The sequence below is a fragment of the Pareuzebyella sediminis genome, assembly GCF_008367235.1.
In the GTDB taxonomy this organism is placed as follows: Bacteria; Bacteroidota; Bacteroidia; order Flavobacteriales; family Flavobacteriaceae; genus Pareuzebyella; species Pareuzebyella sediminis.
Genome location: NZ_VTZS01000003.1, coordinates 171,065 through 189,629, shown reverse-complemented (window position 1 = coordinate 189,629; position 18,565 = coordinate 171,065). Strand labels below are relative to the sequence as shown.

Genomic DNA, 18,565 nt, shown 5'->3' with positions numbered 1-18,565 from the left:
ATTTAATGATTGAAAATAGATTTTTTCCTTTGAACAGCTCATCTACAATCTGCTAGCAAGATTTGTCAATCTGGTCAAATGGTTATGGTAAATGTCATTGTCAATGCATAAAACACAAAATGAAATTGTATAATCGGTCGGTTTGCATGTGTTGATTGACATTACGAACAAACGAAAGCTTTACGAAAATTGCTGAACGCGGCTAAACGGTTAGGAGTTTCTGTAAAGTCCTCCTTTGGGCACTCGGTCTTTTCGCTTTTTGCCATTCCGCATCGTATATAATTTGTAAATTTGGCGCTTCGGATAGAAATACCCCTCTCTACATGAAATATACCAACCTTCCACACACCAATATAGAAGTAAGTAAAATATGCCTAGGAACAATGACCTGGGGCAAACAGAATACCGAAGCCGAAGGACATCAGCAAATGGACTATGCCGTTGACCAGGGCATTAACTTTTTTGATACCGCAGAATTGTACCCTATTCCGGCTCATCCTGACCGTCATTCGGTTACTGAAAAAATTATCGGTAGTTGGTTTAGCAAGAATGGAAATAGGGACAAGATTATCTTGGCATCCAAAATTGCTGGAAAGGCCGAGATGACCAAATTTATTCGAACCACAGGTTTTAGCCGAGAATCTATAGTCGAGGCCGTAGAAGGTAGTTTAGTACGTTTACAGACCGATTATATAGACCTCTATCAACTGCACTGGCCAGAGCGTAATACCAATTATTTTGGGCAGAGAGGATACCAACATGATGTTTCGGATCATTGGGAGGATAACATCCACCAAGTGCTGGAAACGCTTCGAGACCTTGTGCGTGAGGGTAAAATTCGGCATGTAGGTATTTCCAATGAAACTCCTTGGGGTGCCATGCGCTTTTTAATGGAAAGCAAGGTACATGCCAATCTGCCTCGTACGATTACTATACAAAATCCATATAATCTGTTAAACCGGCTCTTTGAAGTTGGACTTTCAGAAATTTCGATACGTGAGAAATTGGGCCTTTTGGCGTATTCTCCCTTAGGTTTTGGAACCTTGTCCGGCAAGTACTTGGGCGGCATGCGACCGGCAACTTCCCGAGTTACCCTTTTTCCACAATATACGCGGTATTCGAACGAACAAGCAGTAAAGGCTACCGAAAAATATCATAAACTGGCACAGGACCACAACCTTTCCATGGCCCAAATGGCCCTTGCCTTTGTAAATTCAAGGCCTTTTGTGACCAGCAATATAATCGGAGCGACATCAATGCGCCAATTGGAAGAGAATATTGACAGTATTAATGTGAAATTGAACAACGAAGTGTTACAAGGTATTGAGGCTATTCATAATGAAATTCCCAATCCCGCACCATAAATAAAAATATGATTGCACTACAAATAGGCTTTTGGCAGGGGATAGTGGTCGGTGTCGTTATCGTAATTTTTTTCGTTTTTGCTAGAATTATGAGAGATAAGCGCTAGCCGAAAAGAGCGCTTACTACGTCTTCGATTTTAGACACGAGATAAATTTCTATTTTCGATGTTTTCAACCCAATTTTATTGTTTTTCGAAACATAAATACCCTGAAAACCTAGTTTTTCCGCTTCTAAGATACGCTGATCGACCCGTTGTACTGGACGTATTTCACCGGCAAGACCTACTTCGGCAGCGAAACATATACCTTTTTCGATGGGAATATCTTCATTACTTGACAAGATGGCCGCAACTACCGCTAAATCTATGGCCGGGTCATCTACGGAAATACCTCCTGTAATATTTAAAAAAACATCTTTGGCCGCAAGCTTGAAACCGGCTCTTTTTTCAAGGACCGCCAGTAACATGTTCAGGCGTTTCGCATTATATCCTGTCGTAGAGCGTTGCGGGGTTCCATATACAGCCGTGCTGACCAAGGCCTGAATCTCGATAAGCAAGGGTCGCATACCCTCAACGGTCGAAGCAACGGCTGTGCCACTAAGACCTTCTTCATTCTTAGAGATTAGTATTTCCGAAGGATTGTTTACCTGCCTTAGACCGGCACCCTGCATTTCATAAATGCCCAGCTCTGCAGTAGAACCAAAACGGTTTTTTAAGGCGCGAAGAATGCGGTAGACGTAATTGCGGTCGCCCTCAAACTGCAAAACGGTGTCTACCATATGCTCTAAAATTTTAGGTCCCGCAATTGAACCGTCTTTGGTAATATGCCCAATGAGAATGACCGGCGTGTTCGTCTCTTTTGCAAATTTTATGAGTTCGCCGGTACATTCCCGTATTTGTGAGATACTTCCTGCCGCCGACTCTATGTAATCGGAGTGTAAGGTTTGAATTGAATCGATTACAACGATATCGGGCCTAATGGCTTCGACTTGATGGAAAATATTTTGGGTTTTCGTTTCTGTAAGAATAAAACAGCTTTCGCTATCGCGATGTATGCGGTCTGCCCGCATTTTAATCTGCTTTTGGCTTTCTTCACCAGAAACATAAAGTGTTTTATAAGGAAGCTTTAACGCAATCTGTAAGAGCAAGGTGCTTTTACCCACACCAGGCTCACCACCCAAAAGCACCAATGAGCCAGGCACGAGGCCACCTCCCAAAACTCGATTAAATTCAAGGTCAAAAGTATTCAGACGGAGTTCTTTGTCAGTATTGATTTCGTTGACGAGAAGAGGCTTGGCAATTTTTTTGTTGGCTATAGTGTTGGTTTTCCATGGAGATTTCTCCGATTTTTGTACCACCTCTTCCACTACCGTATTCCAGGCCTTACATGCTGAGCATTGGCCTACCCATTTGGCATATTGAGTACCACAGTTCTGGCAGAAAAAAGCGGTTTTTGTTTTGGCCATTTAAAGCGTTTTTGTGCACTTCAAAGGTAGCAAGAACTTTATGAATCTTATCGCTTTCTCTAATTTTGAACATAAAAATGAAGGTGTTAAAACAACTTGCTCAAAAGAGAATAGTAACGCTTTTTCCTGCCTCGACACCACTGGGCATTTCTATGGATAAAGTGGAGATGCCTTTTTCCTTATCCCATAGTGTGCCATACGTTCCCCCCTTTTTTTTAATCTTGGCCGATAAGGATAGGTGCATTTTGCCCAATTCGCGGTTCGGATCGGCCACCGATATTTCTTTGATATCCCGACCATTGGTTTTTAGCATAACGATTCCTGGGGTGTCTGACCTCAGTGTAAGGTGATCCGTTAATCGAATTTCACCCGCTTTATAGAAGATTATTTGGCAGATGCCTAGGGTGTTGTGCCGTACCGCTTGAAGATATGGGGTGTTCGATAGAACGGTAAGCGTTTTGGTAATATTTGTACGTTCTAGTTTTTCGACTGATGTAGCTGGCACGACGATGTATTCATAAGATGCATCTTTTGGCTGAACTCCGTGGTCAAGCCATAAGGAGAAAACATCTAGGGTTACCTTGGTTTTTGGGGAGTTGGCCTGTTTGTTGATTCGCCACCATGAACCTGACTCTGGTCGGTTCCTAATATAAATAGTGGTCGGTTTTGTAAAGAGGTAACCCACCTTATCTTGAAAAACCCAATCGACATTTTCGAAGACTTTTTCCCCTTTGTCGATTTCTTTGGTTATGTTGTTTTGGGAAAGGGTTACTTTGGTGCGTAACAGGGATTGATTCAATGTAGTCGCGACTGACGATTTTTCTTTGTCGCTAGAGATGCCCGCCCCAAGGCATAGATACTCATGGTCGAAGAGGAACCACGATTTTCTAGCGGCCAGCGTATCGACTTGGTTCTTAAAGTCGAAGGCGACGGCACCATACTTGCCATCTGTTACGGCACCCACAAAATCAGTGATTCCCAATTTTGCGATTTTTTCGGGGACAGGCATTTTGGCGCTCTGTACGGTTGTCGTACCTGGTATTTTCCTATAGTCATAAACGGGCCAGATGTTATAATATTCATCGCCGTTTACTGAAATATGATTGGCACCATCACCCCTATAGTGGTTTAACAAGCCTTCACTATTATAGGGAACTTCCATATTGTGCGTACGGGTCGAATACATACGTACAGACGTAAAAAAATCCGGACGTTGAAAAGTAAAATGTTCCGAATGGCGAAAGAATGTGGCATGGGCGGTAGTTGGTCTCTTCTTGTTCTTTCGAATATCGATTATTTCCTGTAGCTCCTTTTTCCTGTACGTGGAAATACGAAACAGTTTTTGTGCCATGGTCGCACTGTATGGTTTGAGGGCATTTGGCCGGCTAATGCTTCTATTTTTTGCGCCAGGGTCTGGGTATTGGCCATAGATGGCCGTTTTACAGATACCATCTAAAAAATAATCGATCAATTCTTCAAGCTTTTGATTTGAAAAGGCATACTGGGTGTCGGCCACATAACATGCCCATTCGATAAAGGCATCTGCATACCCTAGACCGTAAGAAAGCGTATTGTTCACCCCATCGCCACGATGGTGAAAACTATAGTCATATTGAATGCCCCGACCCCCTACTTTGCGGCTATTGAAACCACCTTCTTGGTCGCGAAAACCATATCCGTAGGTCATACCGATCCATGCTACTTTTTTTATCTCTTCTTCTATAACTTTGATCAAGGTGTCGAACCTTTCTCGATTCTCGAGAAAAAGCATGTTTTTTGCCTCTATCCCGGCGATTTTAATGCGATCTCCACCGGGTCGTGCCCCTTGTGCCTGAATATTGGCCTTTTGGATGATTGGCTGCGCTTTTTCTATCAGGTCCTCAGGCAATTCTTCTCCAATTACTAACATTAGGGAAACCAAGCTGTTCGGTATACCGATCTGGTTATACCACCAATTATCGCTGATATAGACATGGCTTACCCAATTGGTCAAAGCCAGCTCAATACTTTTTTTGACCGAACCGTCATTATAAAATTTTGAATGCTCAGTTTTGTAGGCTCTCGCCAGCAATAACATATTGTTGGCGTGAATACGATGAAGAAAACCCTCACGTGAAAAATCTTGATAATCAATACCCGGCCAGGTACCATCTTCCTTTATAGTAGCTACTAAAATTTCGATTTGACCGTCATTTACCGGCTTCATCAATTCATTGACTACTCTTTGCTTTACAATATCTATATCTGTTTGGATAGCAAAAACTGGTACGGAGACCATGAGCACAACTAGAACTAGGGTTAAGAGTACTTTTTCTCTGACTTTTTTCATACCATCTATAGTCTAATTGTAAGGAATTAGACCTTTAATGTCGTACATATTTGCCAGAATCCCAATTATAGATTAAGAACGGCTAGAAATGCGAAAGGTCAAAGGTTTTTAATCATAGGGGCAAATAGCCCAATAGGTTCTTTTTAGCCCAGAACTTTTCTAAATGGGAAAAAACGGAAAGTTGGATTAAGGCGCAAATAAAAAAATCTCAATTCCATTAAATGAAAAGCCATGACTTAATAACCGAAATCCGCTTTGAGTGCATCGATTTTCTCTAAGGCCATTTCTTTGGTCAAGAAATCGATTTCTTCCATGGCAAATGCTTTTTCAAAAGTCTTGAATGCTTTTTTGGGCTCTCCAAGTTGTTCGTAGTATTCGCCTTCGAAATAAAAGCCCATCATGGTCTCTGGAAATGCTTTTTTGCAAAGGTCTGAAAGAGGTTTTAACGATTCCACATCTTCCTTTTTACGGGTTGCGGCGTAGATGGCCATTATATCGTTTAACTCAACGGGCTTCTCAAATCCGAATAGGTCTTCTATGCTTTGGTATTTGCTTTCCAAATATTGAAAGACCGGGTTTTCGGAGGTTAAAATTTGTTCTTTATATTCTTTCGGACTGATGGGCTTGAACATTCCGAAGATGTTGTCAAATGCTTTTCCTATACCATAGGAGGCTATTGAAATAGGGTCGGCTCCCTCGTATTGCTCGAAGGCATAATGAAGTGATTCCTTGTCAATTGCCTTAATGGCCCTGTCCATCGCTAAAATTTTCGCAGTATCATCATTTTTCTCCCCCTCAACAATAAGCTGATAAAATATTTGTTTATCAAAGGCCGATAAACGAGCCGGTACTCGTGTTTCCATTTCAGGCGCAAGTGTTGGTGATATGCTGATATAGGCGTTAAACAACGAGTTTTCCTTAAAAAGCCAATAGTTCATAAAATTGGCTGTGATATCATACCCTACTATCATTTTAAAGGGGGCGGTGCTGTAATTCAAATCGAGATAGGGAATTATTTCCATCCCTATGAACTCAAAGAAATGCTTTCCTTTTTCCGATGGAAGGCCCGTATCGGGTTCAAAGGCGCAATCGTCGAACCGGATGCTTTGTTTGCTTTGGTCGATACCCACCACAATACTTGGGGGCATACCGTGAAATCTATGGTAGAATTTTGCATTGGCCACTACCTGATCGAATAGGTACTCTGCGTCTAATACGACGATTAATGGATATTTTTTCTCCTTATCGTAGTCTTCCGGGAAATAATACCTGACGTCTCGGCGCTCTTGCAATTTGAAGGATTCAAAAATTTCTTGAGTAACTTGCGCGTTCAGGTTTACGCACAGAAAAATTATGAAAAATGTAAGTTTCCGTAACATGGTCTAGTTTTTGGGACTATAAAACCTCTAGCGGTTTCTGTTCAATAACGGTAAGACCAGAAAAGATATTGCACCAAAAACTACAATAAGAAGCGTTTGTGATATCCACATGATCCATCCGAAAGCATCTCCGGAAACTTTACTGATTCCAAAAACCGACAGCGCGCTACTTACTGCAATGGGGTAAAGCCCTATACCCCCGTTTGTGGTGGTCATGGCAAAAGATCCGGCTATAAATGCCACCATTAGTTGGCCGAAGGATAGGCCAATGGTTTCAGGAACGGTATATTTGATAACCCAAAGCATGCCGATATAACATGCCCAAATAAAGAAGGTGTGAAAAACAAATGCCCATTTGTTTCTCATTTTGAAAATACTCAATACCCCATCCATAAGACCTTTGACGAATCTTTTGATTTTGATGGCGATAGAATGCGACGATTTTTTAATAAAAACTAGAAAAATGACCATGGCCACAGCCCCTAAAGTTAACATAGCCAAGATGCCGTTGAGGTTGAAACCCCTATTTTCTAGAAAGGCGAGGATGCTGTCGGTCTGGAGGACAAGGGTTAGACCGATAAGGGCTAATAGCACTATGATATCGACTACACGTTCGGTTACGATAGTTCCAAATCCTTTTTCGAAAGGCACCCCTTCGTACGTAGAAAGAGCTGTTGCCCTTAAAATTTCGCCCGTTCGTGGAATGCCAAGATTGGTTAGGTAGGCCATCAATATTATTAGGATGTTATTGGTAAGTCGAGGTTTGTAACCCAAAGGTTCAAGCAAGTAATTCCATCGAATGGCACGCGAAAGATGGCTCAAAATGGCCAGTATTACGGAGAGACCTACCCAGAAGAGATCGGCATCCTTGATGTAGAAAAGAATTTGCGACCTATCTTCTGGCGAAGTCTTATGATAAGAGTACCAAACTAAAAAAACTCCCAAAAGAATTGGGAGTACGGTCTTCAAGGTTTTTTTCAGGTTGTCTTTCAAAGTTAGTTCAACAAGTTGTTCTCTTCATTCGGAAATACCAAAGCTGGATTGAACTTTTTGGCTTCTTCGATATCCATCCTAGCATAGGTGATTAGAATGAGAACGTCACCGACCGCCACTTTACGTGCTGCAGCCCCGTTCAGGGTCAGTTCACCGCTTTTTCGCGGACCTGGTATCGCGTACGTTTCTAAACGCTCGCCATTGTTATTGTTTACGATTTGCACCTTCTCACCGCGAATAATATTGGCAGCGTCCATAAGGTCTTCATCAATGGTAATACTGCCTATATAGTTTAGGTCGGCACCAGTGACTTTTACTCGGTGTATCTTCGATTTTACAACTTCTATTTGCATGGTACAAAGATAGTAAATTACAGGGCCACGTTATCGATCAGTCGAATCTTACCGGCGTAAACGGCGATAAAGGCCCGATATTTTAAATTTTGTTTCTTTTTTTGAATGGGCGTTAAGGTTTCAGCATCCGTTATTTCAAAATATTCCAGTTTAAAATGGGGATTTTTTTCGAATTGTTCTTCGACCCAAACCTTCACATCATTAGCACTTTTCGTGCCAAACTTTGATTTGGCGGTATTCAAGGTCTGATAGATAAAAGAGGCTTTCTCATGTTGTGTCTTTGTAAGTCTTTTGTTACGTGAGCTCAGGGCAAGGCCATGAGGTTCCCTGACAATCGGACAGCCAACAACCTTCACCGGCAATTCTAACTTCTTGACCAGTTTCTTGATAATCTGTAATTGTTGGAAGTCTTTCTCACCAAAATAGGCCCTATCTGGTCTTACCAATAAAAATAAGAGTTCGACAATAGTGCCTACACCGTTGAAATGATCTTCTCTAAAAGCTCCTTCCATCACTTTGTCAAGGCCTTCAAAATCATAGGTTTTTGGTTTTACGTTATGGTCGTATATTTCGTCGATCGAAGGGGCAAAAACCAAAATATCATCCGAAATACCGTGTAAAAGATCAAGGTCGGCGTCCAAGGTTTTCGGATATTTTTTAAGATCATCTTGATTGTCAAATTGGGTAGGATTGACAAAAATACTTACCACGACTACTGTATTTTCATCCTTGGCACGTTCTACCAGCGACTTGTGGCCATCATGTAGTGCGCCCATGGTAGGCACCAATGCGAGATTACCTTTAATGTTTGTAGAAAACAAGTATTTGGTGAGCTCTTCTTTGGTATGAAAGATCTTCATATTTTTTACTTATAAGCGAGCAAACTTACTATAATTACGGCTAATCTGCATAATTTTTGTAATTTTGCAGCCACGCTCGCTTAATTAACAAAATACAGCTTTATGAATGGTAAAAAGATATTGTTTGTTTCTTCGGAACTGGTGCCATACCTTCCGGAAAACGAAGTTTCCCTGATGTCTTACGAAACCCCTCGAATGGTTAACAGCAACGGTGGTCAGATTCGTATTTTCATGCCCCGTTATGGGAATATCAACGAGCGCAGGCACCAACTTCATGAGGTAATTCGATTATCTGGAATGAATTTGGTCATCAATGACATGGATATGCCTTTGATTATCAAGGTCGCCTCTATACCCCGAGAGCGTATACAAGTATATTTTATTGACAACGATGAATATTTTAAGCGTAAGGCTACATTTACCGATGTTCAAGGAAATCTTTTCCCTGATAATGATCAAAGAGCCATTTTCTTTGCCAAGGGCGTAGTTGAAACAGTCAAAAAATTGAATTGGTCTCCTGATATTATTCACGTTCATGGATGGATGGCTTCTCTATTGCCATTATATCTTAAAAAATACTATGCAGACGAGCCTTTATTCGATACGAGTAAAATTGTCATTTCGGTTTATGGTAAGTCTTTTGAGGGTGAACTTGACAAGAGCATGATTAAGAAAATAGCTTTTGATGGTATTTCCGAAGAGAGTATTGCACCCTTGGAAACCCCTACCTATAATAATTTGTTAAAAGTTGCCGTAGATCATTGCGATGCGGTTATTTTAGCGGCCGAAGAAATTCCTGAAGATTTACAAAGCCATATTTCCAACCTTCAAAAACCTGTGTTGCCGTACGTGTCCCTACAAGAATTTGAGGATGCCTATGCTAATTTTTATAACACTGAAGTTTTAAAATAGCCCGAATGACTTTTATGAAAAGATTCATAATTCCTGCGGTCGCAGTAGTACTGCTGGTTGCTGCCCTCGTCTCTTGTGAAAAAGACCCGACAACCATCGGAGCAGGTGTGGTAGGGGGAGAGCCTTTCGATACGGGTTCGGCCATATACGATGTTTTTGCCTACAATAAGAAAATCGAGGCGGTAAGAACGAACAAACTTCCTGTGTATCAATTAGGAACCTTTGACCATCCTGTCTACGGAAAAACGGAAGCTTCGGTTACCAGTCAGATTTTGCTGCCTAACGGCAACCCCACGTTTGGAGCATATAGTCAAGCCGTAGAAGATAACCCAAGTTCTTCCGTGCCACAACAAATTGTGGAAAACGAGACGGTGGATTCCGTTTATCTCTATATTCCCTTCCTGACGAATCCTATGGACGATTCCGATGCGGATGGGGTAAGTAATGATCTTGACGCCGATCCAGACGATCCGAATAGCAATAGTGACTCAGATACCCTAACCGATAGCCAAGAAAAGTCTCGTGGGACCGATCCTCTTAACGACGACACCGACGGAGATGGCATTAGTGATGATGTAGACGACGATTTTGTGCAAAATCAGTACAAGAAGAATTTCGACCTCGATAGCATTTACGTTAATGGTGAAATATTCGATCGAGGGAAAGAGGCTTCCATTCACTTGAAGGTGGAGCGGTCAAACTTCTTCTTACGTGATTTAGATCCGAATGCAAACTTTCAAGAGACCCAATCCTATTTTTCTAACCAACAATTTTCACCGACTTTTGTCGATGAGGTGGTTTTTGATGGGATCGTTCCCATTAGCCACGAGCAGATTCCTTTGAAGAGAAGGGATGATCCAGCTACAGAAGATGAAGATGAATCTACCCAGAATACATATTTAGACCCAGGTATTCGGGTCGCGCTTGATGTAGACTTTTTTCAACAACACATTCTTGATATGGAAGGTAGTCCAGAACTTGCTACTCAGGCCAATTTTAATGAGTTTTTAAGAGGTTTACATTTTTCGTTAGTTTCGGATACTGACGAAATTATGTTTTTGTTCGATTTAAAAGCAGCGAATATCACGGTTTCATATAGTTATGATAGTGCCGATACATCTGGCGCGGTAACCGAACAAGGTCAAAGCCGAGATTTCAGGCTTAGTTTTTTACAAGCCCTAACCAACAGTCAAGGACAAGCTACTGGAGCTATACGCAACAATGCAGTAAATACAATAATCAATGAGACTTTTCCAAGTGAAATTTCTGAGAATCTCGACACCGGTGAGAATGCCTCTAGAATATACCTTAAAGGTGGGCCGGGAGCCTATGCTGAAATCAAACTTTTTGATGAAGTGAACGGAAAAGCCGCCATTAATCAAATAAAGGCCAATAATTGGATTGTTAATGAAGCCAATCTTGTGTTTTACGTAGACAAAGAAGCGGGGGTAATCGAGCCGCCAAGATTGTATTTGTTCAATTCCGAAACATATCTTCCACTTGTCGGGGCCAACGATTCTTTTAGCGCATCCAGCTCATTGGGCAGCTACCCCTTCTATGATGGTATTCTTGTAGAGGATGGTTCTAGCTTTAAGTATACAGTTAAAATAACGGACTACATCAACGATATGGTCATTCGTAACAACGAGAATGTTACGTTGGGTTTAACGATTACCTCTGATCTTCGACAATTCGGGGTGTCCAATGCCATACTTCAAGATAATGAAGAGAAGAGATTACCTGTATATGCCACGGTATCACCTTTGGGTACCGTACTTTATGGAAGTAATGTTGATGCTGCAAATGCAGATAAAAAGTTGAAGTTGGAAATTTTTTATACTGAAACCAACTGATTGTCTAGAAAGAAATCGGATCTCCGCCAAAAAAGCATCTACCGATTTATACTTTATTTTAATTTTTACGTTTAATAAGATTTTGGTTCAGTGGAACCAAACGCTTCAAAAAGAATTTATTCGTAAATTGAAGGTATCCCCAGCTTAAATAAATCGCTTATGTGTGGAATTGTCGGTTATATAGGTCATCGAGATGCCTATCCAATTATAATAAAAGGTTTACAGCGCCTAGAATATAGGGGCTATGACAGTGCTGGTATCGCGTTGTTCGATGGTTCCGACATCAATCTTTCCAAGACCAAGGGTAAAGTAGAACATCTAAAGAAAAAAGCTGAAGAGAGCATGTCCCTCAAGGGTGGTTTGGGAATAGGACATACTCGATGGGCCACCCATGGTATTCCCAACGATGAAAATTCACATCCCCATATTTCAAATTCCGGAGATTTGGTAATTGTCCATAATGGGATCATTGAGAATTATGAGTCCATTAAAAAAGAACTTACGAAAAGGGGGTATAATTTTCATTCGGATACTGATACCGAGGTGTTGGTTAACTTAATAGAAGAGGTTAAAAAAAAGGAGGACGTCAAATTGGGCCATGCCGTTCAGATTGCTTTGAGTGAGGTCGTCGGAGCTTATGCTATTGCCATCATCGACCGAAATAAACCTGATGAGATCGTGGTCGCAAAACTTGGAAGCCCACTGGCAATAGGGGTCGGAGAGAACGAGTTCTTTATTGCCTCCGATGCTTCACCTTTTATAGAGTACACCAATAACGCTGTTTATCTGGCAGATGAAGAAATGGCGATAGTTCGTCTTGGCAAGGAAATTAAACTTCGAAAAATCAAAGACGATGCCATAGCCTATCCTAATATAATGGAGCTCAAATTAAATATCGAAGAAATTGAAAAGGGCGGCTACGATCATTTTATGTTGAAGGAAATCTATGAACAACCCCGCGCTATATTGGATACCTATCGAGGGCGACTGAATGTGGATCAGGGATTGATCAAAATGGCGGGAATAGATGATAATCTCGAAAGGTTTATGAATGCCGATCGCATCATCATTGTTGCCTGCGGTACTTCATGGCACGCAGGTCTGGTGGCCGAATATATTTTTGAAGACTTGGCCCGTATACCCGTAGAGGTCGAATATGCCTCTGAGTTTCGGTATCGAAATCCGGTAATTACCGACAAAGATGTGGTCATCGCTATATCCCAGTCCGGGGAAACGGCCGATACCTTGGCAGCCATCAAGTTGGCCAAAGCGAACGGAGCCTTTGTTTTCGGTGTCTGCAATGTGGTAGGTTCTTCAATAGCAAGGGAGACTGATGCAGGGGCCTATACCCATGCAGGTCCTGAAATAGGTGTCGCGTCCACCAAGGCGTTTACGACCCAGATTACGGTGTTAACATTGGTGGCCCTGAAATTGGCCAAGGAGAAAGGTGTATTTCCGGAATCAAAATACCATGAGTTTTTGATTGAATTGGAATCTATTCCTTCGAAGGTCGAGCGGGCCTTGGAGTCAAATGCGCTGGTCGAGATTATTGCCGAGGTGCACAAAAATGCAACGAACTGCCTTTACCTCGGGAGGGGATATAATTTTCCGGTAGCTTTGGAAGGAGCTCTTAAACTAAAGGAAATCAGCTATATTCATGCGGAAGGATATCCGGCGGCCGAAATGAAGCACGGGCCGATTGCCCTGATAGACCAGCAAATGCCTGTCTTTGTAATCGCGACCAAGAAGGGTCATTATGATAAAGTCGTCAGTAATATTCAGGAAATAAAATCACGCAAAGGTAAGATTATAGCCATTGTTACCGAAGGCGATAGCCAAGTCAAAGAACTCGCCGATCATGTGATAGAAGTTCCTGAAACTATAGAGAGCCTTACTCCGCTTTTAACTACAATTCCTTTACAATTATTGTCTTACCATATTGCAGTAATGCGCGGATGTAATGTAGATCAACCTAGGAATTTGGCAAAATCCGTAACGGTAGAATAGGACTCTTTCTTTCAAAAATACCCTAATTGATATATAGCCAGGCACGTTCAATGGCTTTTGCATTTGAGGATTTTGTAATCTGGGGTTCCATTTTTGCGAAAAATATACTATGCATGCATAATTTTTTCCATTTTATGAATTTCAATATGAAAAATAATGTAACTTGCCCTACAAACAAATCCAATGCAATTTTGATATGAAAACAGTTCTATTTATAGGTTTGCTTTTAATAGGCAACTTGGCGTTTTCACAGACAACATTAGATGGTACGGTAGTTGATCAAAGTGGCGAGCCCGTACCGGGAGCCAATATTATCATCCAAGGGAAAGCCATAGGTACCACCACGGATTTTGATGGAAATTTTGTTCTTGAAACTTCCGAGGCTACCCCGTTTACCTTAAAAATAACCAGTCTTGGTTATGCCGATAAAACACAAGAAGTAACCGAAAGCAACCAAAGTTTTACGATTGTTCTTACAGAAACTCAGACTTTCCTAGACGAAGTGGTGATATCGGCATCTAGAACACCAGAACGTATTTTTGAATCTCCGGTGTCGGTAGAACGTTTTGGACTCAAAGAAATAAAGAATACTTCCTCCGAATCATTTTATAGCGGACTCCAGAATTTGAAGGGTGTTGATATCAATACCAACAGTTTGACTTTTCAATCAGTCAATACAAGAGGCTTTGCCACTTTTGCCAACGAAAGGTTTTTACAACTTGTCGATGGAATGGATAATTCTGCCCCTGGCCTCAATTTTGTCTTGGGTAATTTGGTAGGTATGTCCGAGCTCGAGGTTCAGAGTGTCGAGATACTACCGGGAGCCTCTTCCGCCTTGTATGGTGCGGGAGCCTTCAACGGTATTTTGTTTATGACCAGTAAGAGTCCTTTCGATTTTCAAGGAATCAGCTCCTATTTCAAGACCGGGTTTACGAACCAAGATGCAGCCGGAACCAATCCCTACTATGATTTCGGTATTAGGGCAGCCCACGCTTTTAATGATAAGTTGGCAGTGAAGACGAATTTTTCTTATATGAGCGGGGAAGATTGGCATGCGAATAATCGTATTGATTTGGGAAATCCGGGTGCTGACCGTACCGACCCTGCCTATAACGGATTAAACGTGTATGGTGATGATTTTACCAACCTATTCAACTTTGACGAGTTGGCTGGGCTGCCCTCCGGAACTTTGGGCTCTGCAAGGGTTTCTAGAACAGGATATGATGAGTCGGATTTGCTGAATTACGGGGCCGAAAGCGTCAAGGCTGATTTTTCGTTACATTACAGACCCTTTGCCGACGATTTAGAGATTGTATACAATGGGAGAGTAGGTCGTGGGAACACCATTTATCAGGGTGCGAGTCGATATGCCATTCGTGATTTTATCATGCAACAGCACAAAATTGAGGTACGTAACGATCATTTTTTCTTGAGAGGGTATATTACTTCCGAGAATGCCGGTAATTCATATGATACGCGTTTCACCGCATTGAATATTAATCGAAGATGGAAATCCGATTTAGATTGGTTTACTCAATACGCCCAGACATACATTGGTGCAAAATTAGGTATCGGAACGGGGGTTCAATTATCTGACGAGCAGGCCCACGCCGCTGCAAGGCAGGTTGCCGATTCAGGTAGGTTCTTGCCTGGAACCCCAGAATTTCAAACTGCCTTTGATGCCGTAACCTCTGATGGTGATTTAACCAAGGGGTCTAAGTTCATTGACAACACCAAACTTCGGCATGTAAACGGCAACTATAATTTAGCACACCTGATCGATGATTGGGCCGATATTCAGGTTGGAGGCTCTTTTAGAGAATATGAGCTAAATTCTGGGGGCACCATATTTACTGATATAGACGGGCCTATCACTTACAATGAATATGGAGCCTACGTGCAGTTACAAAAAGAATTTTTCGATGAAAGGGTGAAATTCACAGGCTCTGCAAGGTATGATAAAAATGAGTTTTTCGATGGGTTCGTATCTCCTCGGATTTCTTTGGCGTATACCGCCGGTGAAAAGAAGAACCACAATTTTAGGGTCTCTGCGCAACAAGGCTTTAGAAACCCCACCACACAGGATCTTTTTATTGGTTTGGATGCAGGAATTGGCATTTTAGTAGGTTCGGCACCCACGAACCTTGACCGTGATGTTAGAACATTTAACCTGAGCCAGCAGGGTCAAGATCTTTTGGGCCAAGAAACGGTGCAAGTCATAGGCCGACAGGCTTATGAAAATGCATTCACTGCTACCTCTGTTCAGCAGTTCGCCGCTTCTGCCGCTAGTGGGAGTCCCAATCCTGCTTTATTGGAAAGGGCAACCCCAGGGCTGGTACAACCTGAAGAGGTCACGGCTTTTGAGGCAGGCTACAGGGCCCAGTTCGGAAAGCTGGCCATAGACCTGAGCGGTTATTACAATAGCTACAAAAACTTTATCTCTGAACTATCGGTAGCTGTACCTTTTTATGGTCAGGTAGGCGATAACGCCGCATCTATTCAAGCAGTAGCGAACGGAGACGTTCAAGGTTACCAAACGTACACCAATTCAGAAGTGGACATTAATTCCTATGGGGCTACGATAGGTGTTGACACCAAGATAATGGGTAATTTTGATTTGGGGGTCAACTATACCTATGCGGATTTTGATTTTGACCAGACTGCCAACCCAGATTTTCAACCAGCGTTCAACACGCCCAAACATAAGGTGAAGGCCTCTTTTGGCAATACCGAATTATTCAAAAACTTCGGTTTTAACGTGAACTACCGTTGGAGTGATGCTTTTCTTTGGCAGGCATCCTTTGCCAACGGGGATGTTCCTGCATACACGGTGCTCGACGCCCAGATGAACTATTCTATTCCAAGTATTAAATCTACTATTAAGGTTGGGGCATCTAATTTGTTGGGAGATGAATACTTTCAAGCCGTTGGTACAGGCCTTATAGGTTCGATCTATTACATTTCATGGGGTGTAAACCTCTAAAATTACACCTGTTATAACAAGAGAGCGCCTTTTTAAGGCGCTCTCTTTTATTAATAAAAAAGAATAAAAAGTAGTTTTCAATTCAAGTGTAATGAACTATATTTGCAGCCTGAAAAACAAGATCAATAGGCTCTTTTTTACTTGTATAATACCTTAGGGCCTGGATAATATAAACACAGAGGTAATGTCAAAAGTTACAGGTAAGGTTTCCCAAATCATTGGGCCGGTAGTCGATGTAGAGTTTCAATCAGGAGATGAGCTTCCAAGAATTTACGATTCACTGGAAATCTCAAAGCAAGACGGCTCCATATTGGTATTGGAGGTGCAATCGCATATCGGCGAGAATACCGTGCGAACAATTTCGATGGATTCTACGGATGGTCTAAGTAGGGGAACTGATGTGTTGTCCACCGGCAATCCTATCCAAATGCCTATCGGAGATGACATATACGGACGGTTGTTCAATGTAATAGGAGATGCGATCGATGGGCTTGGTAATTTGCCAAAAGCGGGAAAGAACGGTCTGCCTATTCACAGGGAAGCCCCAAAATTTGAAGACCTTTCCACTTCTACCGAGGTTTTGTTTACTGGTATAAAGGTCATCGATTTGATCGAGCCTTACGCCAAAGGAGGTAAAATCGGTCTTTTCGGTGGTGCCGGTGTCGGGAAGACGGTATTGATACAAGAATTGATCAACAATATCGCTAAAGGTCACGGTGGACTTTCGGTATTTGCAGGTGTTGGTGAACGTACTCGTGAAGGAAACGATTTGCTACGAGAGATGTTGGAATCGGGTATCATCAAATATGGTGAAGATTTCATACACTCTATGGAAGAAGGAGGTTGGGACCTGAGTAAGGTCGATAAAAAGGCTATGAAAGAATCAAAGGCGACCTTCGTTTTTGGTCAGATGAACGAGCCTCCCGGGGCACGTGCCCGTGTAGCACTTTCAGGATTGACTATCGCTGAATATTTTCGTGATGGTTCTGGGGAAGGGCAAGGCAAAGATGTTCTTTTCTTCGTAGACAATATTTTCCGTTTTACCCAAGCAGGTTCAGAGGTGTCTGCACTCTTGGGACGTATGCCTTCGGCTGTGGGTTACCAGCCCACTTTAGCTACTGAAATGGGAGCCATGCAAGAGCGTATCACATCGACGAAAAGAGGTTCTATTACTTCCGTACAGGCGGTGTATGTACCAGCGGATGACCTTACCGATCCGGCACCGGCGACGACATTCGCCCACTTGGATGCCAATACAGTATTGTCCCGTAAAATCGCCGAGTTGGGTATTTATCCTGCGGTAGATCCCTTGGATTCTACCTCTCGAATCTTAACCGCGGAAATTTTGGGTAAAGACCATTATAACTGTGCACAACGGGTTAAAGAGTTATTGCAACGCTATAAGGAATTACAGGATATTATCGCAATTTTGGGGATGGAAGAGCTTTCTGAGGAAGACAAATTGGCGGTCGGCCGAGCCCGGCGTGTTCAGCGTTTCTTGTCTCAGCCTTTCCATGTAGCGGAGCAGTTCACCGGTATCCCAGGAGTGTTGGTTGATATTAAGGATGCAATTAAGGGCTTCAATATGATTATGGATGGTGAGCTCGACCACCTTCCCGAATCAGCATTCAACTTGAAGGGTACGATTGAGGAAGCTATTGAAGCCGGAGAAAAAATGCTAGCGGAGGCATAGAAAAATTAGCAGTCACTAAAGATTGTATGTAATACAACTTTTGGTAACTGTCAACTGCAAACCAAATACATATGTACTTAGAAATTGTTTCCCCAGAGGCTACATTGTTTGCTGGAGAGGTCAGTTCGGTCACCGTACCGGGTGTTGATGGAGAGTTTCAAATGTTGAACGATCATGCACCGATTGTTTCCTTACTACAAGAAGGTAACGTGAAGGTAGATGGCAATGTAGTTATTGATGAAGCCCATGCTTCAAAATTTTCTCAAGACACTAGTGGTAAGACCATTCTTCCCATTACTAGCGGAACGGTCGAAATGAAAGATAATAAAGTTATTGTACTAGCGGACTAAACAAAATAAGCGTACGAAATAAAA

13 protein-coding genes are annotated in these 18,565 nt (G+C 42.2%); 7 read left to right on the top strand and 6 right to left on the bottom strand.

Going from position 1 to position 18,565, the window contains the following annotated elements; genetic code table 11:
* Positions 1-323: 323 nt before the first annotated feature.
* Positions 324-1,364, top strand: coding sequence for an NADP(H)-dependent aldo-keto reductase (locus tag F2B13_RS11520; protein ID WP_149304257.1), 1,041 nt, complete (start codon positions 324-326; stop codon positions 1,362-1,364).
* A 103-nt stretch (positions 1,365-1,467) separates the two neighbouring features.
* Here the strand turns inward: F2B13_RS11520 and radA are convergent, their stop codons facing one another.
* From radA to panC, 6 genes are all read right to left on the bottom strand, one after another.
* Positions 1,468-2,829, bottom strand: coding sequence for a DNA repair protein RadA (gene radA, locus F2B13_RS11515; RefSeq protein WP_149304256.1), 1,362 nt, complete (start codon positions 2,827-2,829; stop codon positions 1,468-1,470).
* 100 nt (positions 2,830-2,929) lie between these two features.
* Positions 2,930-5,158 carry a polysaccharide lyase family 8 super-sandwich domain-containing protein gene (locus tag F2B13_RS11510; protein WP_149304255.1) on the bottom strand — a complete coding sequence of 743 codons (2,229 nt, stop codon included), beginning with the start codon at positions 5,156-5,158 and terminating at the stop codon, positions 2,930-2,932.
* A gap of 236 nt (positions 5,159-5,394) precedes the next feature.
* Positions 5,395-6,537, bottom strand: a complete 1,143-nt coding sequence (locus F2B13_RS11505) for an alpha/beta hydrolase (RefSeq protein WP_149273155.1) — start codon at positions 6,535-6,537, stop codon at positions 5,395-5,397.
* A 27-nt stretch (positions 6,538-6,564) separates the two neighbouring features.
* Complete coding sequence (locus F2B13_RS11500; RefSeq protein ID WP_149304254.1) at positions 6,565-7,530, bottom strand: lysylphosphatidylglycerol synthase transmembrane domain-containing protein; 966 nt, start codon at positions 7,528-7,530, stop codon at positions 6,565-6,567.
* A gap of 2 nt (positions 7,531-7,532) precedes the next feature.
* Positions 7,533-7,883, bottom strand: a complete 351-nt coding sequence (gene panD, locus F2B13_RS11495) for an aspartate 1-decarboxylase (RefSeq protein WP_149304253.1) — start codon at positions 7,881-7,883, stop codon at positions 7,533-7,535.
* Between the two features lie 17 nt (positions 7,884-7,900).
* The gene (gene panC, locus F2B13_RS11490) at positions 7,901-8,743 is read right to left on the bottom strand and encodes a pantoate--beta-alanine ligase (RefSeq protein WP_149304252.1); all 843 of its coding nucleotides are present in this window, start codon (positions 8,741-8,743) and stop codon (positions 7,901-7,903) included.
* 102 nt (positions 8,744-8,845) lie between these two features.
* Here panC and F2B13_RS11485 point away from each other — a divergent pair, with 102 nt between their 5' ends.
* The 6 genes from F2B13_RS11485 (at position 8,846) to F2B13_RS11460 (ending at position 18,541) form a co-directional block, all read left to right on the top strand.
* On the top strand, positions 8,846-9,655 hold the full coding sequence (locus tag F2B13_RS11485) for a glycogen/starch synthase (protein ID WP_149273146.1): 810 nt from the start codon (positions 8,846-8,848) through the stop codon (positions 9,653-9,655).
* Positions 9,656-9,669: 14 nt separating this feature from the next.
* Positions 9,670-11,508, top strand: a complete 1,839-nt coding sequence (locus F2B13_RS11480; protein WP_232625223.1) for a DUF4270 domain-containing protein — start codon at positions 9,670-9,672, stop codon at positions 11,506-11,508.
* Positions 11,509-11,667: 159 nt separating this feature from the next.
* A complete protein-coding gene (glmS, locus tag F2B13_RS11475) occupies positions 11,668-13,515 on the top strand; it encodes a glutamine--fructose-6-phosphate transaminase (isomerizing) (RefSeq protein ID WP_149304250.1) in 1,848 nt (615 codons plus the stop codon).
* A gap of 196 nt (positions 13,516-13,711) precedes the next feature.
* Positions 13,712-16,498 (top strand): TonB-dependent receptor, encoded by a 2,787-nt coding sequence (locus tag F2B13_RS11470; protein ID WP_149304249.1) that lies wholly within the window; start codon positions 13,712-13,714, stop codon positions 16,496-16,498.
* 184 nt (positions 16,499-16,682) lie between these two features.
* Complete coding sequence (atpD, locus tag F2B13_RS11465) at positions 16,683-18,191, top strand: F0F1 ATP synthase subunit beta (protein WP_149304248.1); 1,509 nt, start codon at positions 16,683-16,685, stop codon at positions 18,189-18,191.
* Between the two features lie 71 nt (positions 18,192-18,262).
* Entirely contained in the window at positions 18,263-18,541 is a 279-nt protein-coding gene (locus tag F2B13_RS11460) for a F0F1 ATP synthase subunit epsilon (RefSeq protein ID WP_149273136.1), read from the top strand.
* Positions 18,542-18,565 lie beyond the last annotated feature (24 nt).

Excerpts from the sequence above, each read along its gene's own strand:
- F2B13_RS11520 (WP_149304257.1), top strand. The coding sequence starts at position 324 with ATGAAATATACCAACCTTCCACACACCAATATAGAAGTAAGTAAAATA.
- radA (WP_149304256.1), bottom strand. The coding sequence starts at position 2,829 with ATGGCCAAAACAAAAACCGCTTTTTTCTGCCAGAACTGTGGTACTCAA.
- F2B13_RS11510 (WP_149304255.1), bottom strand. The coding sequence starts at position 5,158 with ATGAAAAAAGTCAGAGAAAAAGTACTCTTAACCCTAGTTCTAGTTGTG.
- F2B13_RS11505 (WP_149273155.1), bottom strand. The coding sequence starts at position 6,537 with ATGTTACGGAAACTTACATTTTTCATAATTTTTCTGTGCGTAAACCTG.
- panD (WP_149304253.1), bottom strand. The coding sequence starts at position 7,883 with ATGCAAATAGAAGTTGTAAAATCGAAGATACACCGAGTAAAAGTCACT.
- panC (WP_149304252.1), bottom strand. The coding sequence starts at position 8,743 with ATGAAGATCTTTCATACCAAAGAAGAGCTCACCAAATACTTGTTTTCT.
- F2B13_RS11485 (WP_149273146.1), top strand. The coding sequence starts at position 8,846 with ATGAATGGTAAAAAGATATTGTTTGTTTCTTCGGAACTGGTGCCATAC.
- F2B13_RS11480 (WP_232625223.1), top strand. The coding sequence starts at position 9,670 with ATGAAAAGATTCATAATTCCTGCGGTCGCAGTAGTACTGCTGGTTGCT.
- glmS (WP_149304250.1), top strand. The coding sequence starts at position 11,668 with ATGTGTGGAATTGTCGGTTATATAGGTCATCGAGATGCCTATCCAATT.
- F2B13_RS11470 (WP_149304249.1), top strand. The coding sequence starts at position 13,712 with ATGAAAACAGTTCTATTTATAGGTTTGCTTTTAATAGGCAACTTGGCG.
- atpD (WP_149304248.1), top strand. The coding sequence starts at position 16,683 with ATGTCAAAAGTTACAGGTAAGGTTTCCCAAATCATTGGGCCGGTAGTC.
- F2B13_RS11460 (WP_149273136.1), top strand. The coding sequence starts at position 18,263 with ATGTACTTAGAAATTGTTTCCCCAGAGGCTACATTGTTTGCTGGAGAG.